The sequence below is a fragment of the Halomicrococcus gelatinilyticus genome (assembly GCA_024227995.1).
In the GTDB taxonomy this organism is placed as follows: Archaea; Halobacteriota; Halobacteria; order Halobacteriales; family Haladaptataceae; genus Halomicrococcus; species Halomicrococcus gelatinilyticus.
This window is the reverse complement of record CP100466.1, coordinates 106,850-130,480: the sequence shown is the minus strand read 5'-3', so window position 1 is coordinate 130,480 and position 23,631 is coordinate 106,850. Positions and strand designations below refer to the sequence as shown.

31 protein-coding genes are annotated in these 23,631 nt (G+C 69.4%); 17 read left to right on the top strand and 14 right to left on the bottom strand.

All coding sequences use genetic code 11. The annotated features are described in order from the left end of the window. Positions 1-2: 2 nt before the first annotated feature. Complete coding sequence (locus tag NKT36_RS15845) at positions 3-182, bottom strand: hypothetical protein (RefSeq protein ID WP_327053753.1); 180 nt, start codon at positions 180-182, stop codon at positions 3-5. Between the two features lie 203 nt (positions 183-385). On the opposite strand from NKT36_RS15845, the gene NKT36_RS15840 reads away from it, so the two are divergent. The 5 genes from NKT36_RS15840 (at position 386) to NKT36_RS15820 (ending at position 5,040) form a co-directional block, all read left to right on the top strand. Beyond that, the gene (locus NKT36_RS15840) at positions 386-1,411 is read left to right on the top strand and encodes a zinc-dependent alcohol dehydrogenase (protein ID WP_327053752.1); all 1,026 of its coding nucleotides are present in this window, start codon (positions 386-388) and stop codon (positions 1,409-1,411) included. Between the two features lie 78 nt (positions 1,412-1,489). Further along, entirely contained in the window at positions 1,490-1,867 is a 378-nt protein-coding gene (locus NKT36_RS15835) for a 6-pyruvoyl trahydropterin synthase family protein (protein ID WP_327053751.1), read from the top strand. Then, positions 1,867-2,970: a glycosyltransferase family 4 protein gene (locus NKT36_RS15830; RefSeq protein ID WP_327053750.1), complete on the top strand. Its 1,104-nt coding sequence runs from the start codon at positions 1,867-1,869 to the stop codon at positions 2,968-2,970. Before NKT36_RS15835 ends, NKT36_RS15830 begins: the two co-directional genes overlap by 1 nt. Next, positions 2,967-3,899 carry a class I SAM-dependent methyltransferase gene (locus tag NKT36_RS15825; RefSeq protein ID WP_327053749.1) on the top strand — a complete coding sequence of 311 codons (933 nt, stop codon included), beginning with the start codon at positions 2,967-2,969 and terminating at the stop codon, positions 3,897-3,899. Before NKT36_RS15830 ends, NKT36_RS15825 begins: the two co-directional genes overlap by 4 nt. A gap of 76 nt (positions 3,900-3,975) precedes the next feature. Beyond that, on the top strand, positions 3,976-5,040 hold the full coding sequence (locus tag NKT36_RS15820; protein WP_327053748.1) for a pyridoxal-phosphate-dependent aminotransferase family protein: 1,065 nt from the start codon (positions 3,976-3,978) through the stop codon (positions 5,038-5,040). 38 nt (positions 5,041-5,078) lie between these two features. Here NKT36_RS15820 and NKT36_RS15815 read toward each other — a convergent pair whose 3' ends face one another. From NKT36_RS15815 to NKT36_RS15800, 4 genes are all read right to left on the bottom strand, one after another. Next, positions 5,079-5,237 carry a hypothetical protein gene (locus NKT36_RS15815; RefSeq protein ID WP_327053747.1) on the bottom strand — a complete coding sequence of 53 codons (159 nt, stop codon included), beginning with the start codon at positions 5,235-5,237 and terminating at the stop codon, positions 5,079-5,081. A 55-nt stretch (positions 5,238-5,292) separates the two neighbouring features. After that, positions 5,293-6,687: a hypothetical protein gene (locus NKT36_RS15810; RefSeq protein ID WP_327053746.1), complete on the bottom strand. Its 1,395-nt coding sequence runs from the start codon at positions 6,685-6,687 to the stop codon at positions 5,293-5,295. A gap of 63 nt (positions 6,688-6,750) precedes the next feature. Continuing rightward, the gene (locus NKT36_RS15805; protein ID WP_327053745.1) at positions 6,751-6,942 is read right to left on the bottom strand and encodes a hypothetical protein; all 192 of its coding nucleotides are present in this window, start codon (positions 6,940-6,942) and stop codon (positions 6,751-6,753) included. A gap of 66 nt (positions 6,943-7,008) precedes the next feature. Then, positions 7,009-8,052, bottom strand: a complete 1,044-nt coding sequence (locus tag NKT36_RS15800) for a transcription initiation factor IIB (RefSeq protein WP_327053744.1) — start codon at positions 8,050-8,052, stop codon at positions 7,009-7,011. A 273-nt stretch (positions 8,053-8,325) separates the two neighbouring features. On the opposite strand from NKT36_RS15800, the gene NKT36_RS15795 reads away from it, so the two are divergent. The 3 genes from NKT36_RS15795 to NKT36_RS15785 all read left to right on the top strand — a co-directional run bounded on the left by NKT36_RS15795 (position 8,326) and on the right by NKT36_RS15785 (position 10,182). Further along, positions 8,326-8,958, top strand: coding sequence for a hypothetical protein (locus NKT36_RS15795; protein WP_327053743.1), 633 nt, complete (start codon positions 8,326-8,328; stop codon positions 8,956-8,958). Positions 8,959-8,998: 40 nt separating this feature from the next. Then, complete coding sequence (locus NKT36_RS15790) at positions 8,999-9,775, top strand: helix-turn-helix transcriptional regulator (protein ID WP_327053742.1); 777 nt, start codon at positions 8,999-9,001, stop codon at positions 9,773-9,775. A gap of 215 nt (positions 9,776-9,990) precedes the next feature. After that, entirely contained in the window at positions 9,991-10,182 is a 192-nt protein-coding gene (locus NKT36_RS15785; protein ID WP_327053741.1) for a 30S ribosomal protein S17e, read from the top strand. On the opposite strand, the gene NKT36_RS15780 is transcribed toward NKT36_RS15785, so the two are convergent. After that, complete coding sequence (locus NKT36_RS15780; RefSeq protein ID WP_327053740.1) at positions 10,183-10,725, bottom strand: helix-turn-helix domain-containing protein; 543 nt, start codon at positions 10,723-10,725, stop codon at positions 10,183-10,185. 55 nt (positions 10,726-10,780) lie between these two features. Continuing rightward, the gene (locus NKT36_RS15775; RefSeq protein ID WP_327053739.1) at positions 10,781-11,173 is read right to left on the bottom strand and encodes a MaoC family dehydratase; all 393 of its coding nucleotides are present in this window, start codon (positions 11,171-11,173) and stop codon (positions 10,781-10,783) included. A gap of 87 nt (positions 11,174-11,260) precedes the next feature. Between NKT36_RS15775 and NKT36_RS15770 the strand changes: the two genes are divergently transcribed. From NKT36_RS15770 to NKT36_RS15755, 4 genes are all read left to right on the top strand, one after another. Then, a complete protein-coding gene (locus NKT36_RS15770) occupies positions 11,261-12,064 on the top strand; it encodes an alpha/beta fold hydrolase (RefSeq protein ID WP_327053738.1) in 804 nt (267 codons plus the stop codon). Further along, positions 12,057-13,646, top strand: a complete 1,590-nt coding sequence (locus tag NKT36_RS15765) for an AMP-binding protein (protein WP_327053737.1) — start codon at positions 12,057-12,059, stop codon at positions 13,644-13,646. Before NKT36_RS15770 ends, NKT36_RS15765 begins: the two co-directional genes overlap by 8 nt. A gap of 135 nt (positions 13,647-13,781) precedes the next feature. After that, positions 13,782-14,183 carry an Lrp/AsnC family transcriptional regulator gene (locus tag NKT36_RS15760; RefSeq protein ID WP_327053736.1) on the top strand — a complete coding sequence of 134 codons (402 nt, stop codon included), beginning with the start codon at positions 13,782-13,784 and terminating at the stop codon, positions 14,181-14,183. Positions 14,184-14,356: 173 nt separating this feature from the next. Then, positions 14,357-14,689 carry a DUF7344 domain-containing protein gene (locus NKT36_RS15755; protein ID WP_327053735.1) on the top strand — a complete coding sequence of 111 codons (333 nt, stop codon included), beginning with the start codon at positions 14,357-14,359 and terminating at the stop codon, positions 14,687-14,689. 106 nt (positions 14,690-14,795) lie between these two features. Here the strand turns inward: NKT36_RS15755 and NKT36_RS15750 are convergent, their stop codons facing one another. The 3 genes from NKT36_RS15750 to coxB are packed head-to-tail and all read right to left on the bottom strand — an operon-like array spanning position 14,796 to position 18,441. Then, positions 14,796-15,056, bottom strand: coding sequence for a cytochrome C oxidase subunit IV family protein (locus NKT36_RS15750; RefSeq protein WP_327053734.1), 261 nt, complete (start codon positions 15,054-15,056; stop codon positions 14,796-14,798). 2 nt (positions 15,057-15,058) lie between these two features. Then, on the bottom strand, positions 15,059-17,620 hold the full coding sequence (locus NKT36_RS15745; protein ID WP_327053733.1) for a cbb3-type cytochrome c oxidase subunit I: 2,562 nt from the start codon (positions 17,618-17,620) through the stop codon (positions 15,059-15,061). After that, positions 17,617-18,441 carry a cytochrome c oxidase subunit II gene (coxB, locus tag NKT36_RS15740; RefSeq protein ID WP_327053732.1) on the bottom strand — a complete coding sequence of 275 codons (825 nt, stop codon included), beginning with the start codon at positions 18,439-18,441 and terminating at the stop codon, positions 17,617-17,619. The genes NKT36_RS15745 and coxB overlap by 4 nt, the downstream gene beginning before the upstream one ends. 156 nt (positions 18,442-18,597) lie before the next feature. Here coxB and NKT36_RS15735 point away from each other — a divergent pair, with 156 nt between their 5' ends. The 3 genes from NKT36_RS15735 to NKT36_RS15725 all read left to right on the top strand — a co-directional run bounded on the left by NKT36_RS15735 (position 18,598) and on the right by NKT36_RS15725 (position 20,001). Then, positions 18,598-19,173 carry a SprT-like domain-containing protein gene (locus tag NKT36_RS15735; protein ID WP_327053731.1) on the top strand — a complete coding sequence of 192 codons (576 nt, stop codon included), beginning with the start codon at positions 18,598-18,600 and terminating at the stop codon, positions 19,171-19,173. Between the two features lie 82 nt (positions 19,174-19,255). Further along, positions 19,256-19,564 (top strand): AbrB/MazE/SpoVT family DNA-binding domain-containing protein, encoded by a 309-nt coding sequence (locus tag NKT36_RS15730; RefSeq protein WP_327053730.1) that lies wholly within the window; start codon positions 19,256-19,258, stop codon positions 19,562-19,564. Next, positions 19,561-20,001, top strand: coding sequence for a PIN domain-containing protein (locus NKT36_RS15725; RefSeq protein ID WP_327053729.1), 441 nt, complete (start codon positions 19,561-19,563; stop codon positions 19,999-20,001). Before NKT36_RS15730 ends, NKT36_RS15725 begins: the two co-directional genes overlap by 4 nt. 71 nt (positions 20,002-20,072) lie before the next feature. Here NKT36_RS15725 and NKT36_RS15720 read toward each other — a convergent pair whose 3' ends face one another. After that, positions 20,073-20,414 (bottom strand): putative quinol monooxygenase, encoded by a 342-nt coding sequence (locus NKT36_RS15720; protein WP_327053728.1) that lies wholly within the window; start codon positions 20,412-20,414, stop codon positions 20,073-20,075. A gap of 130 nt (positions 20,415-20,544) precedes the next feature. On the opposite strand from NKT36_RS15720, the gene NKT36_RS15715 reads away from it, so the two are divergent. Together NKT36_RS15715 and NKT36_RS15710 are read left to right on the top strand one after the other, a co-directional pair. Next, positions 20,545-21,186: a cyclase family protein gene (locus NKT36_RS15715; RefSeq protein ID WP_327053727.1), complete on the top strand. Its 642-nt coding sequence runs from the start codon at positions 20,545-20,547 to the stop codon at positions 21,184-21,186. 47 nt (positions 21,187-21,233) lie between these two features. After that, positions 21,234-21,899, top strand: coding sequence for a uracil-DNA glycosylase family protein (locus tag NKT36_RS15710; protein WP_327053726.1), 666 nt, complete (start codon positions 21,234-21,236; stop codon positions 21,897-21,899). Here the strand turns inward: NKT36_RS15710 and NKT36_RS15705 are convergent. From NKT36_RS15705 to NKT36_RS15695, 3 genes are all read right to left on the bottom strand, one after another. Further along, complete coding sequence (locus tag NKT36_RS15705) at positions 21,865-22,050, bottom strand: hypothetical protein (RefSeq protein ID WP_327053725.1); 186 nt, start codon at positions 22,048-22,050, stop codon at positions 21,865-21,867. The two genes, NKT36_RS15710 and NKT36_RS15705, sit on opposite strands and share 35 nt — an antisense overlap. A 144-nt stretch (positions 22,051-22,194) precedes the next feature. After that, positions 22,195-22,515 carry a HalOD1 output domain-containing protein gene (locus NKT36_RS15700; RefSeq protein WP_327053724.1) on the bottom strand — a complete coding sequence of 107 codons (321 nt, stop codon included), beginning with the start codon at positions 22,513-22,515 and terminating at the stop codon, positions 22,195-22,197. 60 nt (positions 22,516-22,575) lie between these two features. Further along, on the bottom strand, positions 22,576-23,247 hold the full coding sequence (locus tag NKT36_RS15695; protein ID WP_327053723.1) for a helix-turn-helix domain-containing protein: 672 nt from the start codon (positions 23,245-23,247) through the stop codon (positions 22,576-22,578). Positions 23,248-23,631 lie beyond the last annotated feature (384 nt).

Below are 23,631 nucleotides of genomic sequence, written 5' to 3'. Positions count from 1 at the left end.
GGTCAGTCGTCCCCCGTATCGGGTTCCTCGCCGTCCGTCCCGTCCCCGTCACCGCCGTCCGACGACGCTCCGGCCGACTCCTCCTCCGCGGTGGCCGCGTCGTCCACGCTGTCGCTCTCTTCCTCGTTCGCAATCTCCTCGATATCGTCCTCGATGAACGTGTCGTCTCCGGGAATCGGCATCGATTGTCACCGAAACCCGGTTCGGTCGATACGTCAATAGAGGTTGTGGTGGTAGCTATCGATTCACGGGGGCAGCAGTGGACGACGACCTCGTCCGACTGATGGAAAGGCGACCGAGGAGGTACTGTGGGGCGATGGCGGAAAAGCTGCGATGGAAACGTGATAGCCGAAACGAATTTGTCGCCCTCCGTCGCCTATAGGCTGTGACGGCCGCCAGGACGTTGCGGTTCACCGAACCGCGGGAGGTGGAGGTGCACGAACGACCAGTCCCCGACCCGGGTCCGGACGAGGTGCGGGTCCGGACCGAGGTGTCGGCCGTGAGCCCGGGGACGGAACTGCTCGTCTACCGTGGGGAGGCGCCGACGGAGATGGCCACTGACGCGACTATCGACGCCCTCGATGGAACCTTCGAGTTCCCGCTCACGTACGGGTACGCCGCGGTCGGGCGCGTTACAGCCGTCGGCGGCGAGGTGGGAGACGAGTGGCTCGACGAGCGGGCGTTCGCGTTCCACCCCCACGAGAGCCACTTCCTCGCCACGCCGGACGAGCTCGTCCGCGTGCCGGACGACCGCTCGTTCGCCGAGGCCGCGCTTCTGCCGAACGTCGAGACGGCGGTCAACTTCCTGCTCGACGGCGACCCCCGCGTCGGCGAGCAGGCCGTCGTCTTCGGTCAGGGGCTCGTCGGTCTGCTGACGACACACCTGCTCGCAGACCACCCTCTCGCCGATCTGGTCACGCTGGACTGCTACCCCGAGCGGCGCGCGCTGGCCCGCGACCTCGGCGCCGACCGGGCGTTCGCTCCCGGCGACGCGCCGACGACGGTTCGCGACGCGCTCGACGCCGACGCGACCCCGTCCGGCGCGGACCTGACGTACGAACTGTCGGGCGACCCGTCGGCGCTCGACGACGCGATCTCGGTGACGGGGTACGACGGACGCGTGCTCGTCGGGTCGTGGTACGGCGAGAAGCGCGCCGACCTGGACCTCGGCGGGCGATTCCACCGGAGCCGGGTCGCCGTCGAGAGCACGCAGGTCAGCACCCTCTCACCGGAACTTCGCGGCCGCTGGGACAAGGCTCGCCGCCTCGACGTCGCGTGGCGACGACTCGCGGACGTCGACGCCGAGCGGTTCGTCACCCACCGCGTACCGGTCGAGGAGGCCGACCGGGCGTACAGACTGCTGGACGAACGCCCGGACGAGACGCTCGGCGTCCTCCTCACCTACGACTGACGCCTGCACCGCACACGACCGACCCCACGAATACCGACCACCGACAACGCCCACGGACGACCAACATCATCCAAGATTATGTACGAAGTTAGCGTTTCACACACGTTCGTCGCACAACACTACCTCACCGTCCCCGACCCAGGCCCCGAGGGCGACCTGCACTCCCATCGCTACGAGGCCGACCTTCGACTGCGCGGCGAGTCGCTGAACGAGTACGGCTACCTCGTCGACATCGACGACGTTCGCGACGCCGTCGGCGACGCCGCGTCCCGCTACCGCGACGAGACGCTGAACGACCTGCCCGAGTTCGACGGTCGCAACCCCAGCGTCGAACACCTCGCGCGGGAGTTCTGCGACCGCGTCCTCGACAGACTCGACGCGCCCGAAGCGTCGACGGCCGAACTGCGACTGTGGGAGGACGAGGAGGCCTGGGCCGCCTACGAGCGGCCGGTGTGATGGACCTCGCGTTCGTCGTCTACGGCTCGCTCGACGAGCGGTCCGGCGGCTTCAGGTACGACCGCCGGCTGGTCGACCAGCTCCGCGACCGCGGTCACGACGTCGACGTGGTCTCTCTCCCCTGGTCGTCGTACCCCGCCGCACTCACGCATAACCTCGGCACCGGCCTCCCGTCGCGACTGTCGGGGTTCGACGCCGTCCTCGAGGACGAACTCTGTCACCCGTCGCTCGTCGGCGTGAACCGCCGCGTCGACGCGCCGGTCGTCTCCGTCGTCCACCACCTCCGGTCCAGCGAGCCCGGGCCGCGTTGGCGGACGGTGGCCTACCGGGCGGTAGAGCGCCGGTACCTCCGGAACGTCGACGCCGCCGTCTGCAACGGCGAGACGACGCGCGCCACCGTCGCCTCGCTGGCCGACCTGCCGACCGTCGTCGCGCCGCCGGCGGGCGACCGCTTCGTCTCGCTCGGCGACCCGGCGGAGATGGCGGCCCCGTCGACTGACGGCGGCGATGCCGGGGCCGACGCGACGGCCGCGGTCCGGCCGCCCGGTCCCGACGAACCGCTCCACCTGCTCTCGCTGGGGAACCTCGAACCGCGGAAGGGGACGCACGTCCTGCTGGACGGCCTCGCGCGCGTCGACGCCGACTGGGAGCTGACGGTCGTCGGCGGCGTCGCCGACCCGGAGTACGCCAGGCGAATGCGACGTCGCGTCGCCGAACTCGACCTCGGCGACCGGGTGACGTTCGCGGGTCGGCTTCCCGACGACGCGGTCGCCGACCGCCTCGCCGAGAGCCATCTACTCGCCGTCCCGTCGCTGTACGAGGGGCTCGGCCTCGTCTACCTGGAGGCGATGGCGTTCGGCGTGCCCGCGCTCGCCACGACCGCCGGCGGCGCGTCCGAGGTGGTCACCGACGGCGAGAACGGCGTCCTCGTCCCGCCGGACGACCCTGCGGCCGTCGCCGACGCCGTCCGGAGTCTCCGCGACCACCCCGCGCGCCTCGCGGAGATGAGCGTGGCGGCCCGCGTGCGGTTCGCGGCGCAACCTGGCTGGGACGACGCCGCGGCCGACGTCGAGTCGCTGCTTGCGGCGGTGGTCCCGCCGTGACCGACGACTCCAGCGCCGGAGACGATTCTAGCGCCAGCAGCGACTCCACGCCGCCAGAACCGCGCGCGTACTCGTTCGAGCGCTACCTCGACGCCAAGCACACCGTCGACGACCGCGCACTCGACCGGCGCGTGCTCGACCGCTTCGCGCACGAACTCCCTGCGCCCGCTCGCGTCCTCGAGGTCGGGGCTGGCACCGGGGCGATGGTCGAGCGCCTGCTCGACTGGGGCCGCCTCCCCGACGAGGTCCACTACACCGCCGTCGACGTGGACGGGACGTCGCTCGCGACGGCGCGCGACCGCCTTCGGGAGCGCGGGTTCGAGCCCCGGGTCCCCGTTCCCGACGGTCACGAGGCGGCCGTCCTCGCGGCCGACGGGGCCACGGTCGAGTTCGCCGCCGCCGACGCGGTCGAGTTCGCGCGGGTCACCGACCGCCGCTGGGACGCCGTCGTCGGGCACGCCGTCCTCGACCTGCTCGACCTCGACGAGGCGATACCGGCGCTCTGCGGCGTCGTCCCGGGGGGTCTCGCCTACTTCACCGTCACCTTCGACGCCGAGACGGCGTTCGAACCCTCCCGTCCGCTGGACGACCGGGTCGTCGCGCGCTACCACGAGCGGATGGACGACGGCGACGGGTCGAGTCGCGCCGGCCGTCGCCTGCTCGCGCGCCTGCCCGCCCACGGCGCACGGGTGCTCGCTGCAGGGGGGTCAGACTGGGTCGTCCACCCCCAGGACGGGGGGTACCCCGCCGACGAGGCGTACTTCCTCCACCACCTGGTCCGGACCGTCGAGGACGCGCTGGCCGACGACCCCGCCGTCGACGGGGACGAACTCGCGGAGTGGGCCGCCGCGCGCCACCGGGCCGTCGCGGACGGCGAACTGGTCGCCGTGGCGCACAACCTGGACGTGCTCGCCCGCGTACCGGAGTGACCTCGGCTCACCGCTGCCGCCTTCCAACGGCGCGACCCCGTCGGGTTTGATATGGTCGCGCCACCCACGTCCTCACATGTTGATGACCCCTGGCCCGACCGAGGTTCCGCCATCGGTTCGGGAGCGGATGAGCGAACCGATGCCGAACCCCGACGTCGACCCCGCGTTCCGCGAGCTGTACTTCGACGTGACCGACAAGCTCGCCACGGTCTACGGGACGGACGACGACGTCGTCGTGATGGGCGGTGAGGGAATCCTCGGCCTGGAAGCTGCCGTCGCCTCCCTCGTGAACGAGGGCGACGAGGTGCTCTGCCTGTCGAACGGCCTCTACGGGGCCGGATTCGCCGACTTCGTCGAGACCTACGGCGGCGAGCCGACGACCGTCGAGGTCCCGCCCACCGAACTGCTCGACGCCGAGGACGTGACGGAGGCGCTTGCAGGCGAGTCGTACGACGTCGCGACGATGGTCCACTGCGAGACGCCGACGGGGACGCTGAACGACCTCGACGAGATACTGGGCGTGCTCGACGACGCCGGCGTCCTGACCGTCGTGGACGCCGTCTCCTCGCTCGGCGGCGCCGAGGTCCCGGACGAGGGCGTCGACGTCTGCTGTGGCGCGTCCCAGAAGTGCTTCAGCGCGCCGCCCGGCCTGACGACCCTCTCGGTCAGCGACGACGCCTGGGCGGCGACCCAGGAGGGCGACGCACCGTCGTTCTACGCCCACCTCGGCCCGTGGGACGGCGTGGTCCACGACGACGCGCAGTTCCCGTACACGCAACTGCCGGCCAACGTCGCCGCGCTGGACGAGGCGCTCGACCTGCTGCTCGACGAGGGCCTGGCGAACGTCCGCGAGCGCCACGCCGACGTGGCCGACTACTGCCGGGAGCGCGCTCGGGACCTGGGCCTCTCGCCCTTCCCCGACGAGGATGCCTACTGCTCGCCGACCGTCACCGCCCTGGAGGTTCCGGGGCGGGCCCGCCAGCTCCAGGAGCGACTCGCCGACGAGCACGACGTCGTGCTCGCGACCGGCCTCGGCCCGTACGAGGACGACGTCCTCCGCGTCGGCCACATGGGGTACGGCGCCGACCGCGAGAAGGTCGAGCGGACGATGGACGCGCTCGCGGCCGCACTCGACGACTGACGGTCAGGCTCGCGGACTGAACCTTTCTGTCTGCTCGTTCACGAACCCGACTGCTTGTGGAACAGTCCGAGCAGGAGGTACACGGTGGCGACGGCTGCCCGGCCGCCGACCAGGACGGCGACCTGCCACGCGGCGAGCGCCAGCGCGCCGACGGCGACCGTCCGACGGGTCCACCGCGAGACGACCGCGGACGTCATCACGCGCTACCAACCCTGCGACGCGACAGAACGATTTCCCCGCACGCCTGCGGTCTCAGTCCGCGAGCCAGTCGAACTGCGCGTCGACGGCGTCCTGGTACGTCGACCGCCGGACGAGTCGGACGAGCACGCCGAAGTGGCCGGCGTCCCACTCGGTGCGATTCTGCGGCGGGACGTCCCACCGCCTCAGCAGGTCGTGCGCGTCACGGTACGGCGCCATCCGGTCCCGGCGGCCGGCGAACGGGAACACGCGCTCAGGGGGGAGACCGGGGTCGTTCGGGGCCGTTAGCAGCGGGGCGAAGTTGGCGAGGCGGCCGGGCGTCCACCCCTCCTCGCGGACCGCGTCGCGGACGCCGAGCAGTTCCGTCAGGTCGCTCTCGACGAGCACCCGGTCGAGCCGTGTCGTCATCGCCGCCGGGAACGCGAGGTCCGGCGTCGTCTCGTCGGGCCACGGCCCGCAGAACCCCGCGAGCAGCAGCGTCGCGATGCCGCCCAGGCTGACGCCGCCGACGCCGACCACCGGCGCGCCCTGCTCGCGCGCCCACGCGGTCAGCACCGCCCACTCCTGTAGCTGGGCGGCGTACAGTTCGACGAAGGAGACGGGCGGGGCGGCGAGGTACGGTTCTCCGCTGTAGCGGCCGGGCCGCTCGCGCCGGCCGTGCCACGGCGACGTCGGGAGGACGGCGCGGTACCCCCGCGCGGCGAGTTCGCGACCGGCGTACTCCTCCTCCGGCCAGTAGGGCAACTGGTCGTTCTGCATGCCCAGGCCGCCGCCGTACACCAGGGTCGGTCGCTCGTCGCGGCGGGCGTCGGGTTCGACCACCTTCGCGAACGCTGGCGCGTCGACGTACGACGACGGCGACGGGAACCGGACCCAGTACTCGCGGGTGCCCGGCCCCGGAACGGTCGCCGACGTCTCCACGTCCGGCATAGAGTCCGGGGCGGCGTACACCTCCTCCGGGGCGTCGATGCGGTCCTCCCACTCGTCCATCGCTTCGCCCGGGTCCGGAACGTCGACCCCGACCGGCGGGACGTCGACGGCGTCGGGAACCGCCCGGCGGACGTCGGTCGCCTGCGCCAAGCGACCGCTTGCCTCGCGTCGGTCGGACTCCAGCGCGACCCGCTCGGCGAGCGTCTCGTCGCCGCCGTCCCAGAACACCGACTCCCAGCGCGCTTCGAGGGCGTCGCGCGCTCGCTTGCGACCGGCGTGGCGGCCGAGCGCCGACCGCAGTCGGTCGCGTTTCGTGACCCGCTCGGTGCCGAGTTCGTCGAGGAAGGCGTCGACGCCCTCGTCGGCCGTCGCGTCGGCGACGGCGCGGACGCGGAACGTCCGGAACTCGCGGGGGAGACTCCGGCGCTTCAGCCACTCGTACGGTCGGGTCGAGAGCACCGCGCCGACGGGCGACGTTATCGCCCGGTGGACGAGCGGCGTCTCGAGGTGAGGAGTCATGGCTCCGTCGTACGACGCCCTCCCGGACGTGCGTTACGGGCGGTCCGCTACGCCGAAGGCCCGCTACGCCGAACCGCTCTCGAACGTCGAACCGGCTCCGGTGTCGTCGGTCTCCTCCCGGCCGAACACCCGCCCGCAGTCGGTACAGGCGCAGGCGTAGTCGAAGAAGGGGTTCGCGACAGGGTAGAGCGTTCGCCCGCTGCAGTCGTCGTCCGGACATCGGCTCGGCGGCCAGCGGTCGGTCGCGCCCGTCATGTGCGGTCGTTGTACGCCGGTCGCATAAACGTCTCCGGCCGCGAAGACAGGACGAGAATAGGAGGATTACGCCGCTGCACCCTCGGGGCCGTCGGCGTCGTCGACCGTGACGTTCGTCGGGAGGGCGTCGGTCTCGCCAGCGGCGGCGAGCAGTTCCTGGTAGCGGTTGCGGATGGTCACCGTGCTCACGTCGGTGACGTCGCTGACCGCGTCCTGGGTGAGGTCGTCGTCCTCCACCAGCGCGGCACCGTAGATCGCTGCAGCGGCGAGGCCGACCGGCGACTTCCCGCTGGTGACGCCCTCCTGCTTCGCGGTCTCGAGCAGGTCGTGGGCGCGGCGCTTGGTCGCGTGTTCGAGGTCGAACTCGCTCTCGTACCGCTTGAGGTAGCTGTGGGGGTCTGCGGGCTGGATCTCGAGGTGGAGTTCGCGGACGATGTAGCGGTAGGTGCGCTTGAACTCCATCGCGTCGATCCGGCTCACGACCGCCATCTCGTCGATGCTGCGGGGGACGCCAGCCTGTCGTGCGGCGGCGTACAGCGAGGCGGTGGCGACGCCTTCGATCGAGCGGCCGGGGAGCAGATCCTCGTCGAGGGCGCGGCGGTAGATGACCGACGCCGTCTCGCGGACGTTCTCGGGCAGACCCAGCGCGCTGGCCATGCGGTCGATCTCGCCGAGCGCCTGCTTCAGGTTCCGTTCCTTCGCGTTCCGCGTGCGGAAGCGCTCGTCCCACGTGCGGAGGCGCTGCATCTTCTCGCGCTGGCGGCCGCTCAGGGTCCGCCCGTAGGCGTCCTTGTTCTGCCAGCCGATGCTGCTCGAGAGCCCCTCGTCGTGCATCATCTTCGTGGTGGGGGCACCGACGCGACTCTTCTCGTCCTTCTCGGCGGAGTCGAACGCGCGCCACTCCGGCCCGCGGTCGACGCTGTCCTCTTCGACCACGAGCCCGCACTCCCCACACACCGTCTCGCCGTGCTCTTCGTCCGAGACGAGGCGCCCGCCACACTCGGGGCAGACCTCCTCGTGCTCGACGGCGTCCTCTCGTTCGTCGTCCACTCGCTCGTCGTGCTGTACTCGCTGACCTTCGTCGTAGCTCTTGATGGTTGTCTTCGTCATGGTGGTGATCGCGGAGGGCAGCCACCGGAATCGGGCGCACGGGACCGGCAGCCGACTGTCGCTAACGTAAGGTAAGGGGGAAAAGTATTTAAATCTTTCGCCGATGACGAGGGGCGTTCCGCCGCCAGTCGCCGCGTCGGTTCCGTCGCCTGCTGGCGTTCACGTAGGTCGCGATACGGCGAGCGCTCACAGCCGTCGACGAAGCCAGGACTTCGCGTTTCGCGAACGCTCACGCGAAGATTCAAGGGAAATGACGTGTACATCGGGAACAAAATGGTCCCTCCTGTCGTTATCGCGTTCGCTGCCCTCCTGCTGGTCGGCGGTGGCTGGGCCGTCCAGTCGTGGCGCGCCCCCGACGACGCGGCCGCGCTGGCGACCGGCAAGATCCGCGCCCACCCCCTCCCGCTCGAACTCGCCGAACCGCCGGCCGTCGCGACCGTCGAGGACGGCGACGACGGCGTCGCTCCGATAGTGACCGTCCTGCTCGACGACGCGGGCGACCCCGCCCAGCACCTCGTCTGGAGCACCGTCGACAGCGTGCTCGACGCCGTCCACCCCGTCTTCGCCTCCCGCCCCGTCGAGCGCTACGAGTTCCAGCTCGCCTACGCCACCGACGACACCGACCGCATCCGGTACCGCCGCGTCGCCGTCCCGGGGGACCTCGCCGAACGACACCTCGACGACCGCGACTGGCGCAGTCTCCGCGACGCGGTCGAAAATCGCGACGACGCCGTCTTCTGGAACGCGCTCGAGGCCGGGACCGGACCGAGCGTGGCCGACCGCCAGGACGCGCCCATCGTCGCCGCCGTCGCGTCGTGCGACACGGGACCGCTCGCCGACCGCCCCGCGACGACGGCCGCATCGACCGGTGACACCGCCGAAACGGCGGCGGGAGACGCATCGTGAGTACAACGAACTTTTGGTGATGGGGGGCGGACTGCCGAACATGTCTCCCAGGGAGCACGTCGAGTTCCTCGCCGCCTCCCCGAACCGGCGGGCCCTCCTCGAACTCCTCGGCGAGGGACCACACCGGCCGTCGACGCTGACCGACGCCGGGTCGTTCTCGCGGTCCACGGTCCACCGCAACCTGGACGCGTTCGTCGAGCGCGGATGGGTCCGGAAGGACGGACAGCGGTACGACCTGACGTCGGTCGGCGAGCGGATCCTCGACCGCTACGGGTCGCTTCTGGACGCGGTCGAGGCCGTCCACGACCATCGTCCGCTGTACGACCACCTCGACGACGCGAGCGCGACCCTTCCCTTCGCGGCGGTCGACGAGGGAACCGTGGTCACCGCGACGGCGGGCGACCCGCACGCCCCGCTGAGCCACTACGCCGCCGCACTGGGGAACGTCGAGGCGGACACGTTCTACGGCGTCACGCCCATCGTGAGCCAGGTGTTCAACGACGCGAGCAGTCGCTTCGTCGAGTCCGACACGGCGATCGAACTCGTCCTCGACGAGTCCACCCTCGAGACCTCTCGCGAGGAGTATCCGGACGCGTTCGACACCGCCAGGCAGGCCCGAAACATCACCCTCTACGTCTCCGACGACGTCTCCTTCGGTCTCAGCATCTTCGACGACCGCGTGTTCGTGGGTGCGTACGACGACGACGGTCGACTGCGGGCCCTGCTCGACGGGACGACCGACCCGCTCCGCGAGTGGGCGCTCGAACGCTACGAAGATGTCCGGGCCGACGCCACCCGGGTCGGCGTCCGGGCCTGACGCCCCTGGATGTTGCACGCCGTGACACAGTTCCCGCGGTGCGACACGACGTCCGTCGGATACGTATAAATTTAGTGGCCGCATCGGTTCCGATGGCGGCCCACCAGAGTCTTCCTCTGGCGTTGTCCCCCGGTCCCCCGGGACCGCCGCCCTGACCTCAGACATCTCGCAGTTTTCGGTCCTACGTTTTTAGTTCAGGGGCACGTACGGGAGATATGCCAGTCAGCCCCGACTACGTCAAGAAGATCGGCAACGTCCTGCTGGAACGGTACCCGACGGCGTTCACCGACGACTTCGAGCAGAACAAAGAGAGCGTCGACAAACTGACCAACGTCGACTCGAAGGACGTCCGCAACCGCATCGCCGGCTACGTCGCCCGCAAGAAGGGCCGACAGCAGGCCCAGTAGCTACCCGTCCCAGTAGACGCCGACCGGTTCCTCGTCGTCCATCTCGGCGGCGGCCTCGACCTTCGCGCGGTTGATCTCCTCGACCAGCGATTCGGCGTCGCGCATCCACGCCGCGAGACCGCGCTCCAGGCGTCGCCGGACCTCCTCGACGTCCTTCGGCGAGTAGACGTTGACGTACCCGCCCTCCGAGAGCAGGCGCTGTCGCTTCCCGAGGACGCCGACGTCGACGAGGTGGTTGACCTGCCGGGCGACCGTGCTCCGGTCGAGGTCGAGCGCCTCGGCGACCGCCGGCACCGTCGACTCGCCGTCGCGCATCAGGCAGACGCAGATCTCCAGGCCGGTCCGCGAGATACCGAACACGTCGCGCAGCACCAACTGGAGGTCGGGATCGCGGACCGGCGTCGCCGGCACCTCCCGCATCGGCCGGTCACAGCAGGTCCCTGCCGTCTCCTCGACGGTGTCGCAGGCGCGGCACTCGTAGACGGTCGCGACGCCGCCGTCCCCGCCGTGGTCGTCGACCCCGTGGCTGTCGGATGTTACCATACGACACGTTCGTGCGTCGTGACCAAGAGCGTTTTCGTGCCGGCACGGACCCCCGTTACTCGTGCGGGAGCGAGAGGACGACGGCCGACCCCGTCAGCACCGCCTCGTCCGTCTCGGCCACAGTCTCCACCTCGAGGCGGTCGTCGCCGAGGTCCTCGACGACCTCGACGGTCGCGGTGACGGTCTCGCCGGGGAAGACCGGGTTCTCGTAGGCGGTCTCCTGGGAGAGGTAGACGATGTCGCCGTCGAGGCGCGCCAGGGCGGCGCTGACGACGCTGGCGGTGAGCGCGCCGTGGGCGACGCGTCCGCCGAACAGCCCCTCCTCGGCGTACGTCTCGTCGGTGTGCAGCGGGTTGTCGTCGCCGGTCAGGTCGGCGAACCGGTCGACGCGGTCGGCGGTCAGTTCCAGTGTCGCTCGCGCAGTGTCCCCGACGGATGCGACTGGCATACCGGTACTGGGCACGCTGGCGGGTTGAATCGGCGGGTTAACATGTGAAGGAATGGCTTGAATACGCGTTCGGCCGTCGACATATCCATGCCATACGCTGACAACGACGGCGTCTCGCTCTACTACGAGACGGACGGTCCCGCCGACGCCGAGACCGTCGTCTTCGTCGAGGGGCTGGGGTACGGCCGCTGGATGTGGCGCTGGCAGCGCGAGCGCTTCGCCGAGGAGTACCGCGTCGTGGTGTGGGACAACCGCGGCACGGGCGACTCCGACGCGCCGCCGGGTCCCTACTCCGTCGCCGAGATGGCGGCCGACCTCGACGCCGTCCTCGCGGACGCGGGCGTCGACGCCGCTCACGTCGTCGGCGCGAGCATGGGCGGGATGGTCGCCCAGCGGTACGCCCTCGACCACGACCGCGCCGAATCGCTCGCGCTCCTCTGTACCTCCCCCGGCGGCGACGACGCGGTCCCGACGCCCCCCGAGACGCGGGAGCGGATGTTCGCGGTCCCGGAGGGCGCAGACGAGCGCGAGACCATCCGCCACCGGATGGCGCCCGCGATGACGGACGAGTTCGTCGCCGAGCACGACGACCTGATCGCCGACGTCGTCGACTGGCGGCTGGCGAGCGACGCCGACAACGCCGCCCGCGAGGCCCAGGCCGCGGCCGTGGCGGCGTTCGACCCCGGCGACCGCCTCGACGAGGTCGACGTGCCGGCCCTGGTCGCGCACGGGACGGCGGACCGCGTGCTCCCCGTCGAGAACGCCCGCCTGCTTGCCGAGCGACTCCCTGACGCCGAACTCGAACTGTTCGAGGGCGGTCCGCACCTCTTCTTCGTCGAGCAGGCGGACGCCGTGAACGACCGACTCCTCGCATTCCTCGACGATGCCTGACCACAGCCAGCGCCCCTACGACTGGGTGGGAGCGTGGAGCGAACGCCGGGCGCGCCTCTCGCCCGACGCGGTCGGTCTCGTCGACGCGACCACGGGCGAGTCGTTCACCTACCGCGAGCTCGACGAGCGAGCGAACCGCGCGGCCAGACTCCTCCGCGAGCACGGCGTCGGCGGTCCAGCGCCGTCGGCGCACTCGGACCCGGAGCGGGCGACCGGCGACCGCGTCGCCGTCCTCTCGCGCAACCGGCCCGCGTTCGTGGACCTGTTCTTCGCGACGGCCAAGACCGGCGGCGTGCTCGCGCCGCTGTCCCATCGACTCGCGCCGGCCGAACTGGTGGCGTTGCTGAACGACGTCGACCCCGAACTGCTCGTGGTCGAGGAGCCGTTCGACGACCTCGTTCGCGACGTTCTGACCCGCGACGACCGCGCGTTCGACGCCGACGTGGTGTCGCTCGCCACCGACGGCGACCACGCGTGGCCGGCGTACGCCGACGCGCTGCCCGCGGACGACTCGCCCGTCGAGTCTGCGGCCGTGTCGATGGACGACCCGCACCTGTTCCTGCACACCGGCGGGTCGACCGGTACCCCGAAGGAGACGGTGCTCACGCACGGCTCGATCCTCTGGAACTCGTTCAACACCATCACCGCGTGGGGACTCCGCCCGGAGGACGTGACGCCGATGACGTTCCCGCTGTTCCACACGGGCGGGTGGAACGTCCTCACCGTCCCGCTCTTCCACCTCGGTGCGACGGTCGTCATCAGCCGCGAGGTCGACCCCGGACGCATCCTCCGGACCATCGAGACGGAGTCGGCGACGGTGCTCGTCGCCGTGCCGGCCGTCCTCCGGATGCTGGCGAACCACGACGACTGGGAGACGACCGACCTCTCGTCGCTGCGGTTCGCCAAGAGCGGCGGCGGCCCCGCACGCGAGTCGGTGATGGAGGCGTGGTGGTCGCGCGGCGTCGACCTCTCGCAGGGCTACGGCCTCACCGAGTGCGGCCCGAACAACTTCACCATGCCCGACGGATGGCCCCGGGAGAAGGCCGACAGCGTCGGCGTCCCCGCGATGCACGTCGACGCCCGCGTCGTCGACGACGACGGCGACCGCGTCCCGACCGGCGACGTCGGCGAACTCGAACTCGCGTCGCCACACGCCGCCGACCGCTACTGGCAGACCCCCGAGGAGACCGACGACGCCTTCGGCGACGGCTGGGTGTCGACCGGCGACCTGGCGCGTCGCGACGAGGACGGCTATTTCTACGTCGAGGGCCGCAAGAAGAACATGTTCGTCAGCGGCGGCGAGAACGTCTACCCCGCCGAGGTCGAGGACGCCGTCGCCGACCACCCGAAGGTCGACGAGGTGGTCGTCGTCGGCGTTCCCGACGACCGCTGGGGCACCGTCGGCAGGGCCGTCGTCCAGGGCGACGAGTCGCTGACGCTCGACGAACTGACGGCGTTCCTCGACGGCCGCCTCGCGCGGTTCAAGCGCCCCCGCCACCTCGCGTTCGTCGACGAACTCCCGACCAGCGGCCCGTCGAAGATCGACCGCGAGGCGGTGAAGGCCGAGTTCGGCGGCACGTAGCCCGCTGCAGGCCGTCCGCTAGCTCTTGCTCGTTGGCGTCCTACCGTGGCATATCTCCTCCGACCACCGGGAGTTCACCGAACTGGACGACGTCGACCGCGGCATCCTCCACCTGCTCCCCTCCACCTGCTCCAGTTGAACGCGCGCAACACGCTCACCTTCGTCGGGGAACAGGTCGTCGTCTCGGCGACGACGGTGACCAACCGCATCGAACAACTCGAAGACGACGGCATCATCTGCGGGTACCACGTGGACATCGACTACGCGAAGGCGGGCCTGCCGCTGCAGGTGCTGTTCGTCTGCTCGGCCGCGCCCAGCGACCGTCCGGCGTTCGCCGAGCAGGCGATTGACATCCAGGGCGTCGTCAACGTCCGGGCGTTTCTGGGCGGCGAACTGAACGTCCGAACGACCGGGCAGATCGAGGAGGTGGCCTCCGAGCTCCACGACCTCGGATTTCCGGTCGTCAACTCGGACATCGTGCACGCCGAGTCGACCAGGCCGTGGAACCAGTTCCAGATCGAGGAGGATGCCGAGTGACCTCTCCGGGCGCGGGTTTTAAAAGCCCAGGTTTGCAGGTGTAGCTTTCCACTCTGACCCGGCATTGATCAATCATTCCAAATTTGAAGGCGGGGATGTTGAAAATATGGTATTTGACAGCCTGTATATAAACAATGATTAAGCACTACCGCGCCTCATCCTCGTATGTCACGATGGAACCGAGTAACGAAACGACGACCGACGAACTCCTGTCGGTGCTCGCTGACGCACGTCGTCGGTTCGTGCTCCACTACCTGCGCCGGAACGGTCCGACGGCGAGCGTCGCGGAACTCGCGAACCACGTCGCGGCGTGGGAGGCCGACGCGAGCGTCAGTGACGTGTCCGACGGCCTGGTCGCGGACGTCCGGACCTCGCTGCACCACGTCCACCTTCCAAAACTCGACGACACGGACGTCGTCCAGTGGACCGACCAGCACGTCAGGTTCGACGCCGGGAACGAAACCGTCTCGCAGTGTCTCGATATCGTCGTGGAGTTCGACCGCTGAGAGCGGCCCCACTACCGACCTCGAGGTTCGTCCACCGGCCTGTCGGAGCCACGGCGTCGTCCGCGGGGCCACCGTTCTCTCTCTCTACCCGACGGCCGCGCCCGACTCAGAGGATGGAGTAGGACGCGGCGACGGTCAGCGCGAGCGCGGCCAGCAGGCCGACGAGCACGAGCACGGTCACGGAGCGCGGTTCGTACCGGAGGTGCTGGTAGTAGCCGGCGACGAGCACGGCCTTCGCGAACGAGACCCCGAGTATCGCAGCGAAGGCGGTCCAGTAGGCCATCCCCATCGACTCGATGAACACCTGCGCGGTCGCCATCCCGAACAGCAGGACGTAAATCGCGGTGTACAGTTTCGTGCTGGTCATGGTCACAGGATGTAGAAGAGGGGGAACAGGAACAGCCAGACGATGTCCACGAAGTGCCAGTACAGCCCGAAGTACTCCACCGGCCGCTCGTCGTCGAGGTACGCGCCGTTCCACGCCCGTACGAGGAGGTAGAGGCTGATCAGTAGTCCGACCGCGACGTGTGCGCCGTGGAGTCCCGTCGTCAGGTAGAACGTCGACGAGGCGACGTTCGTCCCGAGCTCCCACCCGTGCGGGAACGCCTCGCTGTGGACGTGGAACAGGTGCTGCCACTCCATCGCCTTGTTGACGAGGAAGGCGACCCCGAGCGCGAACGTGGTCGCGAGCGAACCGACGAGGCCCCAGCGACTCCCCCGCTCGGCCGCGACCAGCGCGAGCACGACGCTGAAGCTGCTCGTCAGCAGCAGGTAGGTGTTGATGAGCCCCGGTAGCGGGACGTGAGCCGCCGGGACGAGGTCGTGCCACTCCTGCCAGCCGTGGGCGACGCGGATGAACACGTACGAGCCGACGAACGCGCCGAACAGCACCACGTCGGACGCCAGGAATATCCACACGCCCAGCTTCGTGTTCTCGACGCCCGCGAACGGCCAGCTCTCGCCGAACGGGCCGCTCTCCACGGTGAACTGTTCGCGCGCCATCGAGACCAGCGCGTACCCGCCCAGCGCGGTGCCGAAGGTCAGCGACGCCATCGCCAGCACGCCGCCGACGCCCGGCGCGAGCGTCCCCGTTTTGAACCCCGAGACGCCGAGCAGCGCGAAGAAGGAGGCGAGACCGACCACGAACGGCCACACGCTGGCGTGGTCGGCGCCGTGGCCGGTCGGGTGCGCCGAACCGGTCGCCTGCGCGACCGGCGTCGCGTTTGCGGCGAGGCCGCCGTCGGAGCGTTGCTCCGACGAGGGTCGTGTCGTCGACGTGCTCCCGACCTCGCCGCCATCCGCGGCGCCGCGTCCGAACCGCAGCGACCCGCTGGCGAAACTCGGCACCTTGGGGAAGTTCTCCAGCGGCGGCGGCGAGGGGAGCGCCCACTCCGTCGTCCGTGAGTACTCCCACGGGTTGTCCTCGGCGTCATCGCCGGCGACGAGGCTGGTCGAGAGGTTGTAGAACATGACGAGGAAGGAGGCCCCGAGCAGGAAGGCCCCGACGGTGGCGACGCGGTGCTCGGTGACGAACGCGGCGTCGTACACGAAGTCGCGGCGCGGCGTCTCCCAGGCGAGGAACATCGGGAAGTAGAGGAGGTTGAACCCGACGAAGTAGATCGCGAAGTGGAGCTTCCCGAGCAGGCGGTCGTACATCTTCCCCGTCATCTTCGGGAACCAGTAGTAGAGGCCGCCGACGAGCGCCGTTACGCCCGCGACCATCACGTAGTGGAAGTGCGCGACCACCCAGTAGGTGCCGCGGAACTCGTAGTCGAGGACGACCGCGCCGAGGAATACGCCCGTGATGCCGCCGAGGATGAACAGCAGGAGCGCGCCAAAGGAGAAGAGGAACGGCGTGGTGAAGCGTATCTTCCCCTTGATCATCGTGTAGATGAGCGCGAACACCATCAGGTCGAAGGGGAGCGAGATGCCGATGGTGGTCGCCATGAACAGCGTCTTGATCTCCAGGTTGATGCCTGTCAGGAACATGTGGTGCATCCAGACGAGGAAGCTCTGCAGCGCCACGAGCACCATCGCGGCGATGAACCACTTCCGGCCGACGATGCGCCGGCCGGTGAACGTCTGGAACGTCTCGGCCATCACGCCCAGCGCGGGGAAGAAGACGATGTACACCTCCGGGTGGCCGAAGAACCAGAACAGGTGCGCCCACAGCAGCGACCCGCCCGCCTTCGCCGAGAAGTACGTCGTCCCGAGCAGGCGGTCGGAGGCGAGGATGAGCAGCGCGGCCAGCAGCGCCGCGAACGCAAAGAGCATCATCCAGACCGTGAGCAGGATGGTCCACGAGAACAGCGGCATCCGGCGCAGCGTCATCCCCTCCGCCCGCATCCGGTGCATCGTCGTCAGGAAGTTCACCGAGGAGACGGTGACGGAGGCGACGAACAGTATCAGCGCCAGTACGGCCGTCGACGCGCCCACGTTCGGCGTGTAGACGGGCACGTTCAGCGGCGCGTACATCGTCCACCCGCCGGCGAACGTGCCGCCCTGGAAGAACGAGACGCCGAGCAGGAGCCCCGAGAAGAGGTAGAGCCAGTACGACAGCGCGTTCAGCCGCGGGAACGCGAGGTCCTTCGCGCCGATCTGGAGCGGGACGACGTAGTTCGCGAACCCGAACGCGAACGGCGAGAGGAACCAGAAGATCATGATGAGCCCGTGGGCCGAGACGGCCTGGTTGTACGACACCGCCGAGAGGACGTCCGCACCGGGCGACCACAGCTGCAGCCGCATCAGGAGTGCGAGCACGCCCCCGAACACCAGGAAGAACAGCGATGTGACGACGTAGAGGATGCCCACGTCCTTGTGGTTCGTCGTGACCAGCCACCGCCGGACGGAACTGGTCGGCGGGAACTCGTGGGCGTGACCGCCGTCGGTCGCGGCTCGTCCCGCGCCGCTCGGTTCACCCTCGTCGCTCATGCGCCACCTCCCGTGGCGACGCGGACGGCGATGGAACTCGCGTTCGTCGCATCACTCGCGTTCGTCGCATCACTCGCGTTCGTCGCATCACTCGCGTTCGACGCACTCCCGTCAGTGGTCTCGTTCCCCGTGCTCTCGTACCACTCGCGGAACTCGGCGGGCTCCATGACCGTCACGTTCGCCGTCATCTGGGAGTGGCCGGCTCCGCAGAGCTCGTAGCACCGCGCTTCGTACGTCCCCGTCCCGTCCGGTTTGAACCAGGTGTCGGTGTGCTGGCCGGGGATGGCGTCGGTCTTCACCCGCAAGCCGGGGACGCCGAACGTGTGGAACACGTCTTTCGAGGTGACGTGCAATTCCACGGCGCGGCCGCTGGGGACCCGTAGCTCGGTCGAGGTGTGACCGTTCGGGTAGACGAACGTCCAGCCGAAGCGGTAGCCGACGACCTCCACGTCCAGAGCGTTCGCGTCCTCCGCCGGCGAGTTCGCCTCGACGTACTGTAGCGTGCCGTACGTCCAGACGATGAGCGAGGCGATGATGACCGTGCTCAGGAACAGCGAGAGGAACAGCTTCCGGCCGCCGCCGCTGCTCGACGGCAGTTCCCCCAGCTCCGGGGGATCGAACGCCTCGCCGCGTTCCTCCTCTCCGTTGCCGTCCCGGTACTTCACGGCGTTGTAGACCGTGTACGAGACGACGACCACGCCGACGACCGTACCGAGCAACAGGAACACGTCGAATATCTGCCGGAAGATCTCCGTCCTCGTCCCACGGGGGACGACGCTGTCTCCGTGGAGCAGGGGGAGTGCTGTGTTAACTACCCGCATGACGCCACTCCTGTCCTTAATCATCGTCCACGCACTTAGTGATTCTGGAGGTTGGCGGTGTGAAACGCCACTCCATCGTCGTTCACTGGTGAACGGCACGCGGCGACCGACGGACGTCCCCGCGTTATTTGTACCGGCGATGACAACCCCCGCCAGATGGCGACCGACGAACGGCCGGTCGGGGACGAGTACCCCCCGGAGACGCGCGAGCAACTGCTCGAACGCGCCGTCGACTACGCCCGGACGGTTCCCATCGACGTGGACCCGACCGACCTGGAGTGGGAGATATCCGACCGCGCGAAGCGGCGCGCGGGAGCCTGTATCTACGACCACGGTACGGGACGGGTGACGGTCCGTCTGACGTGGGACGCCTACCGCGAGTTCGGCTGGGAGGAGTTCACCGGCACCATCCGCCACGAACTCGTCCACGCCTGGGAGTTCCAGCGGTTCGGCGAGTCCGGCCACGGGGAGCGGTTCCGGGAGAAGGCGGCGGCGGTGGACGCGCCGCGACACTGCCAGGCGTTCGCCGCCCCCCGCCTCCGCCTCGTCTGCACCGACTGCGACTGGACCGCCGACCGCCACCGCGCCTCGAAGGCGGTCAGCCGACCTGCCGAGCGTCGCTGCGGATCGTGCGGGAGCCGCTACCGCGTCGAGCACGTCGACAGCGGGCGGACGTGGCGGACCCGCGCTGGCTACCTCGTCGCGCGTAACCGACTCGGCGACGAGTGGTGACCGTCAGGCCCCATCGGGATTCTGAACGGTTCTTCGCACCCGGAAGGTTTAGTTATACTTGACTCCCAATGTACAACTACCTATGTCGAGTAGCACCAGGAACCCCGAGATTGTACGGGTGTCACAGAAGGGGCAGACGACGATCCCGAAACCGCTCCGCGAGAAGTTCGGTATCGAGACCCCCGGTGAAGTCTTCGTCTACGAGGAAGGCGAGCGGATCATCATCGAACCGATTCCCTCGCTCGACGAACTTCACGGCATCCACGGTGGCGAACGCGAACCCGGTGAGCTGCTGGACAGGGTACGAGAGCTGAAAGACGAAGCGCACCAGCGCGAAAGAGAACGGGCCGAGCGGCTTCGCCCCTCCGACGCCGAGGACGCCGAGGAATGAGCGACGCCTACGTCTTCGACACCGAAGCGCTCGTCGCGTTCCTCTACGGCGAGCCCGGCGACGACGTCGTCGCCGACCTGCTGGCCGACGTCTTCGAAGGCGGTTCCGAAGGGTATCTCGCCGAGGCGAACGCGAGCGAAGTGTTCTATCTCGTTGCTCGGTTCGAAGGCGCTGAGAGCGACACGCCCACCGACGCGTCGCTTCGCGTCGCCGACCGGGACATCCGTGCTCTCGAACGGCGGGGCCTGACCATCGAGCGGGCTGACTGGCGACTCGCTGGAGAGGTGAAGGCCGACGGTCACGTCTCGCTCGCCGACGCTCACGCGGTTGCGCTGGCGGACCAACGGGATGCGACGCTCGTCGCCGGTGCCGACGACGACTTCGAAGCGCTTCCGGTGGCGGTGGATCTCCTCCGGTTCCGGGACCACGGCGTTTGAGTGACTCCCTTTCACTTCTTGCTGCCGTCCTCTCGTTCCACCCGCCGGTTTTCCGTTCTGAACTGCCCCGGTCAGGGCTCGACCCGCGTGACCGCCTCGCCGTCCCAGCGGACGACCTCGACCGTCCCGTCGGCGTCGACGGTGACCGTCTCCAGCTCCCCGTCGAGCAGGGCCGGCAGCGCGTCCTGGAACCGCTCGTACGCGTCCGACTCCTGGTGGGTCTCCAGCGCCGTCTCGTCCTCGTAGCGCTCGAAGAACCGGACGGCGTTCGGATCCAGCACGCCCGTCGACGCCCGGTACGTCGTCGTTCCGTCCTCGGCCCGCGACTGCGCGACGAGTTCCTCGACGAGTTCGAGCGCCACCGCGCGCTCGTCCGGTTTCACTGGAACGGTGGTGTGAACGACGATGGTCACGTCGGCGACGTCACACCCCGCCGGCATAACTGCTCGGCGAACTGCAGTTCGCTCCACGGGCTGACAGGTTCGGCGGGCGTCGGGCCGACGCCTTCGGTCCCGTTTAGTGACGGCGGACGGTAGCGCATCCATGGTCCGCGACCTTTCCCACCCGCTCGGCCCGTCGACGCAGGTGTACCCGGGCGACCCGCCGGTGGAGGCGTCGCCGCACGCCACCCACGACGAGGACGGCTACCGGGTGACCCACCTCTCGCTCGGCACCCACAGCGGGACGCACGTCGACGCGCCGAGCCACACCGAACCCGACGGCCGCACGCTCGACGCCGTCCCCGTCGAGACGTTCGCGTTCGACGCGCGCCTCGTCGACTGCACCGACTGCGGCCCCCGCGACGCCATCGAGCGCGCAGCGCTCCCCGAGACGGACGCCGAGATGCTCGTCCTCCGGACGGGATGGGCGGACCGGTGGGGAACCGACGCCTACCTCGACCACCCGTACCTCGCGCCCGACGCCGCGGCGTGGTGCGCCGAGCGCGGCCACCACGTCGCCCTCGACGCGCTCAGCGTCGACCCGACGCCGACGCCGAACGCCGCCCCCGGCGAACCGGACGGCGTCCCGGCCCACCACGAACTGCTCGGTGCTGACCGACTGGTGGTCGAGAACCTGACGAACCTCGCGGACCTTCCCGGCCGGTTCACGCTCCGGGCGTATCCGCTGCCCGTCGCGGCGGCCGACGGAGCGCCGGTCCGCGCCGTCGTCGAGGACGCCGAGTGACCCCTGCAACCGCTCCGCCTTTAACTCGGCCGCTGCAAGTGAGGTGCGTGCAGAACGTCACCGACCGAACGAGCAACCCCTTCGACATGTCGCCGCCGTGCGACCACGCCTGCACGCCCGACGGCGACCACCGCGCGGTGTTCGGCTACGGCGACGCCAACGCCGACTTCCACCTCGTCGGCGACCACCCGAACGTCCACGGCGGGACGAGCACGGGCGTCCCGTTCACCGACGGCGTCGCTGGCGAACGTCTCCAGCCGGTACTGAACGAGGTCGGTCTGCTCGGCGACGTCTACAGCGACGAGCCGACCGTCTCGAACCTGTTCGCGAGCTACCTCCACATGTGCTGTCTCCCCGACGGCGAGTCGCCGACCGAGGGAGCGTACGCCGACCTCGAACCGTTCTTCGACGCCGAACTGCGGGCCATCGCGGCTCACGTCCTCCTCCCCGTCGGCGAGCGCGCGACGGCGCACGTCCTCTACGAGTACACGGCGCGAGCGGCGGAGATGGAACGTGGGATGGCTGCACTCCACGCGACGCCGTTGAAGGGCCGCGGGTTCCTCGTCGTTCCCATCCGCGACCCGGCGGAGTGGTCGGACGGCGACGGCGACCGCCTCCGCGACGAACTGTCGGCGCTGCTCGCGTCCGACTACCGACAGACGGCCGACCTCGGTCGGTTCACCGCGACCGACGGATCCTACGAGGTTCGGTGATCACCCGGACGACGGTCTCCACGATTCCGGCGACGAACTCGACCGCCAGCAGCGCGACCGGGAGCACGACGAGTTCGACGACCAGCAGGCCGACGACGCCGCCGAGTGCGAGGGCGACCAGTTCGAGTCTCCCCTCCGGCGGAATGTCCATGGCCGAGCCACGACGCCCTGGCACTTGGCAACTCCGGACTACGGGGTCCCCTCGCCGGAGTCGTGACTGGGACGCCGCCTCGACGGTGACCCGTTCGTCGGCGGTCGGACCGTGGCTGCGGAGAAGAGACCGGTAGCCGTGACGTCACGCGTCCGCGACGGTGACGTCGCCCGCGGCGGACACGGTGACCTCGTATCCGGCGTGCGTGAACGTGACCGTCCCGGATCGCGTGGACGTGCCGTTCCGCGAACTGAAGAGCGCGTCGAGCGCGTCGGGGTCGATGGTGTTGAAGAGCGGTTCGAGCATGTCGTCGCCCGGCCGGTCGGCGTCGAGCGACGGCGAGCGGTCGCTCGCTTTCCGGAGGGCCACGATCACGGCTTCGCTGGGGTTCTCGTCCTCGGCCGCAGTGTAGGTGATGGACGTCTGCTGCTCCGTACCGTCCGGGTAAGCTGAATCCATTGACATTGGCGTAGTTGTACTGATGGGGTGACGACGGGAGTCTTTCCGGGTTTGCCCACCAACGTTTTAAATACCGTCCTCGCTGGCGACCGTGCTCTGCAGCAGCGCCGCGTGGCCGCGCCGGAGGAGTGCGGAGAGCGCCTGGCCGGAGATGTCGAACTCCTCGGCCAGTTCCTTCGTCGACACCTCCCGTGGAACCTGGTAGTAGCCGCGTTCGAGCGCGCGCCGGAGTACCTCCGCCTGCCGCGGGGTGACGCCGTACCCCTCCGTCTCGTCGTCCTCGCTCCGGTAGAGCCGATGGAGTTCGAACGAGAGGTCGCGTTCCTGGCACTCCTCGCGGTAGTTCAGGAACGCCTCGCGGTTCGGCATCTGGGCGCGGTAGTTCACTTTGTCCGTCTCCGTCCCTCCTTCCGCAGTGATGTCGAGCAGCGTGATGCCGTAGTCGATAGCGCTGACGTACGTCAGGCCGCGCTCCCCCTCCTCGGACAGCGTCACGCGGAAGAGCCGAAGGCCGGCGAGCCGGGACAGGACCTCGAATCCCGAGATTGACGGGTCGTCGGGGAGTGCCCGGAAGAATCGTTCGAGGTCGTCCTCGCACCCCTTCGCCCAGAGGATCAGTCGCGAGCGGTCGCCGGAGACGAACTGCTCGTCCTCCACGGAGACCTCGACGTCGGGAACCGTCCGCCGGGTTTCCAGCAGGATCGGATTCGACAGCGAGTACTCGGCGATGAACCCCATCGGTCTAGAGTTCCGCCCGGACGACAAGGCTCTTTTCGCCGACGCGACGAGGTGGTCGTTTCCACGTCGAGGGCGTCCCGAAGATAGCGGCGTCGGCTCCCGGTCGCGACCCCGTTCTCACGGCACGGCTCGCGTGCCGGGGGTCAGTAGCTGCGGACTTCGAGTCTGTCGACGCGGCCGGGGCCGCGTGACGCTCTCGTCCCGTCGTGTCGTGACGGTGCAACCCCACCGTAGATTCTTGCCACTGGTGCACGTACTGCTGTCGATGGTCTCGCAACTGCACAGCCAACCGGCCAGTAGCGTTCGGCGACGCCGTCCCGCTCTCCGTCCCCACCGGCGTGGTCGCTGCGTCGTTCCGAAGCGGCCGTCGTCCACCTCGGTCCC

Excerpts from the sequence above, each read along its gene's own strand:
- NKT36_RS15845 (WP_327053753.1), bottom strand. The coding sequence starts at position 182 with ATGCCGATTCCCGGAGACGACACGTTCATCGAGGACGATATCGAGGAG.
- NKT36_RS15835 (WP_327053751.1), top strand. The coding sequence starts at position 1,490 with ATGTACGAAGTTAGCGTTTCACACACGTTCGTCGCACAACACTACCTC.
- NKT36_RS15830 (WP_327053750.1), top strand. The coding sequence starts at position 1,867 with ATGGACCTCGCGTTCGTCGTCTACGGCTCGCTCGACGAGCGGTCCGGC.
- NKT36_RS15820 (WP_327053748.1), top strand. The coding sequence starts at position 3,976 with ATGTTGATGACCCCTGGCCCGACCGAGGTTCCGCCATCGGTTCGGGAG.
- NKT36_RS15815 (WP_327053747.1), bottom strand. The coding sequence starts at position 5,237 with ATGACGTCCGCGGTCGTCTCGCGGTGGACCCGTCGGACGGTCGCCGTC.
- NKT36_RS15810 (WP_327053746.1), bottom strand. The coding sequence starts at position 6,687 with ATGACTCCTCACCTCGAGACGCCGCTCGTCCACCGGGCGATAACGTCG.
- NKT36_RS15805 (WP_327053745.1), bottom strand. The coding sequence starts at position 6,942 with ATGACGGGCGCGACCGACCGCTGGCCGCCGAGCCGATGTCCGGACGAC.
- NKT36_RS15800 (WP_327053744.1), bottom strand. The coding sequence starts at position 8,052 with ATGACGAAGACAACCATCAAGAGCTACGACGAAGGTCAGCGAGTACAG.
- NKT36_RS15795 (WP_327053743.1), top strand. The coding sequence starts at position 8,326 with ATGGTCCCTCCTGTCGTTATCGCGTTCGCTGCCCTCCTGCTGGTCGGC.
- NKT36_RS15790 (WP_327053742.1), top strand. The coding sequence starts at position 8,999 with ATGTCTCCCAGGGAGCACGTCGAGTTCCTCGCCGCCTCCCCGAACCGG.
- NKT36_RS15785 (WP_327053741.1), top strand. The coding sequence starts at position 9,991 with ATGCCAGTCAGCCCCGACTACGTCAAGAAGATCGGCAACGTCCTGCTG.
- NKT36_RS15780 (WP_327053740.1), bottom strand. The coding sequence starts at position 10,725 with ATGGTAACATCCGACAGCCACGGGGTCGACGACCACGGCGGGGACGGC.
- NKT36_RS15775 (WP_327053739.1), bottom strand. The coding sequence starts at position 11,173 with ATGCCAGTCGCATCCGTCGGGGACACTGCGCGAGCGACACTGGAACTG.
- NKT36_RS15770 (WP_327053738.1), top strand. The coding sequence starts at position 11,261 with ATGCCATACGCTGACAACGACGGCGTCTCGCTCTACTACGAGACGGAC.
- NKT36_RS15765 (WP_327053737.1), top strand. The coding sequence starts at position 12,057 with ATGCCTGACCACAGCCAGCGCCCCTACGACTGGGTGGGAGCGTGGAGC.
- NKT36_RS15755 (WP_327053735.1), top strand. The coding sequence starts at position 14,357 with ATGGAACCGAGTAACGAAACGACGACCGACGAACTCCTGTCGGTGCTC.
- NKT36_RS15750 (WP_327053734.1), bottom strand. The coding sequence starts at position 15,056 with ATGACCAGCACGAAACTGTACACCGCGATTTACGTCCTGCTGTTCGGG.
- NKT36_RS15745 (WP_327053733.1), bottom strand. The coding sequence starts at position 17,620 with ATGAGCGACGAGGGTGAACCGAGCGGCGCGGGACGAGCCGCGACCGAC.
- coxB (WP_327053732.1), bottom strand. The coding sequence starts at position 18,441 with ATGCGGGTAGTTAACACAGCACTCCCCCTGCTCCACGGAGACAGCGTC.
- NKT36_RS15735 (WP_327053731.1), top strand. The coding sequence starts at position 18,598 with ATGGCGACCGACGAACGGCCGGTCGGGGACGAGTACCCCCCGGAGACG.
- NKT36_RS15730 (WP_327053730.1), top strand. The coding sequence starts at position 19,256 with ATGTCGAGTAGCACCAGGAACCCCGAGATTGTACGGGTGTCACAGAAG.
- NKT36_RS15725 (WP_327053729.1), top strand. The coding sequence starts at position 19,561 with ATGAGCGACGCCTACGTCTTCGACACCGAAGCGCTCGTCGCGTTCCTC.
- NKT36_RS15715 (WP_327053727.1), top strand. The coding sequence starts at position 20,545 with ATGGTCCGCGACCTTTCCCACCCGCTCGGCCCGTCGACGCAGGTGTAC.
- NKT36_RS15705 (WP_327053725.1), bottom strand. The coding sequence starts at position 22,050 with ATGGACATTCCGCCGGAGGGGAGACTCGAACTGGTCGCCCTCGCACTC.
- NKT36_RS15700 (WP_327053724.1), bottom strand. The coding sequence starts at position 22,515 with ATGTCAATGGATTCAGCTTACCCGGACGGTACGGAGCAGCAGACGTCC.
- NKT36_RS15695 (WP_327053723.1), bottom strand. The coding sequence starts at position 23,247 with ATGGGGTTCATCGCCGAGTACTCGCTGTCGAATCCGATCCTGCTGGAA.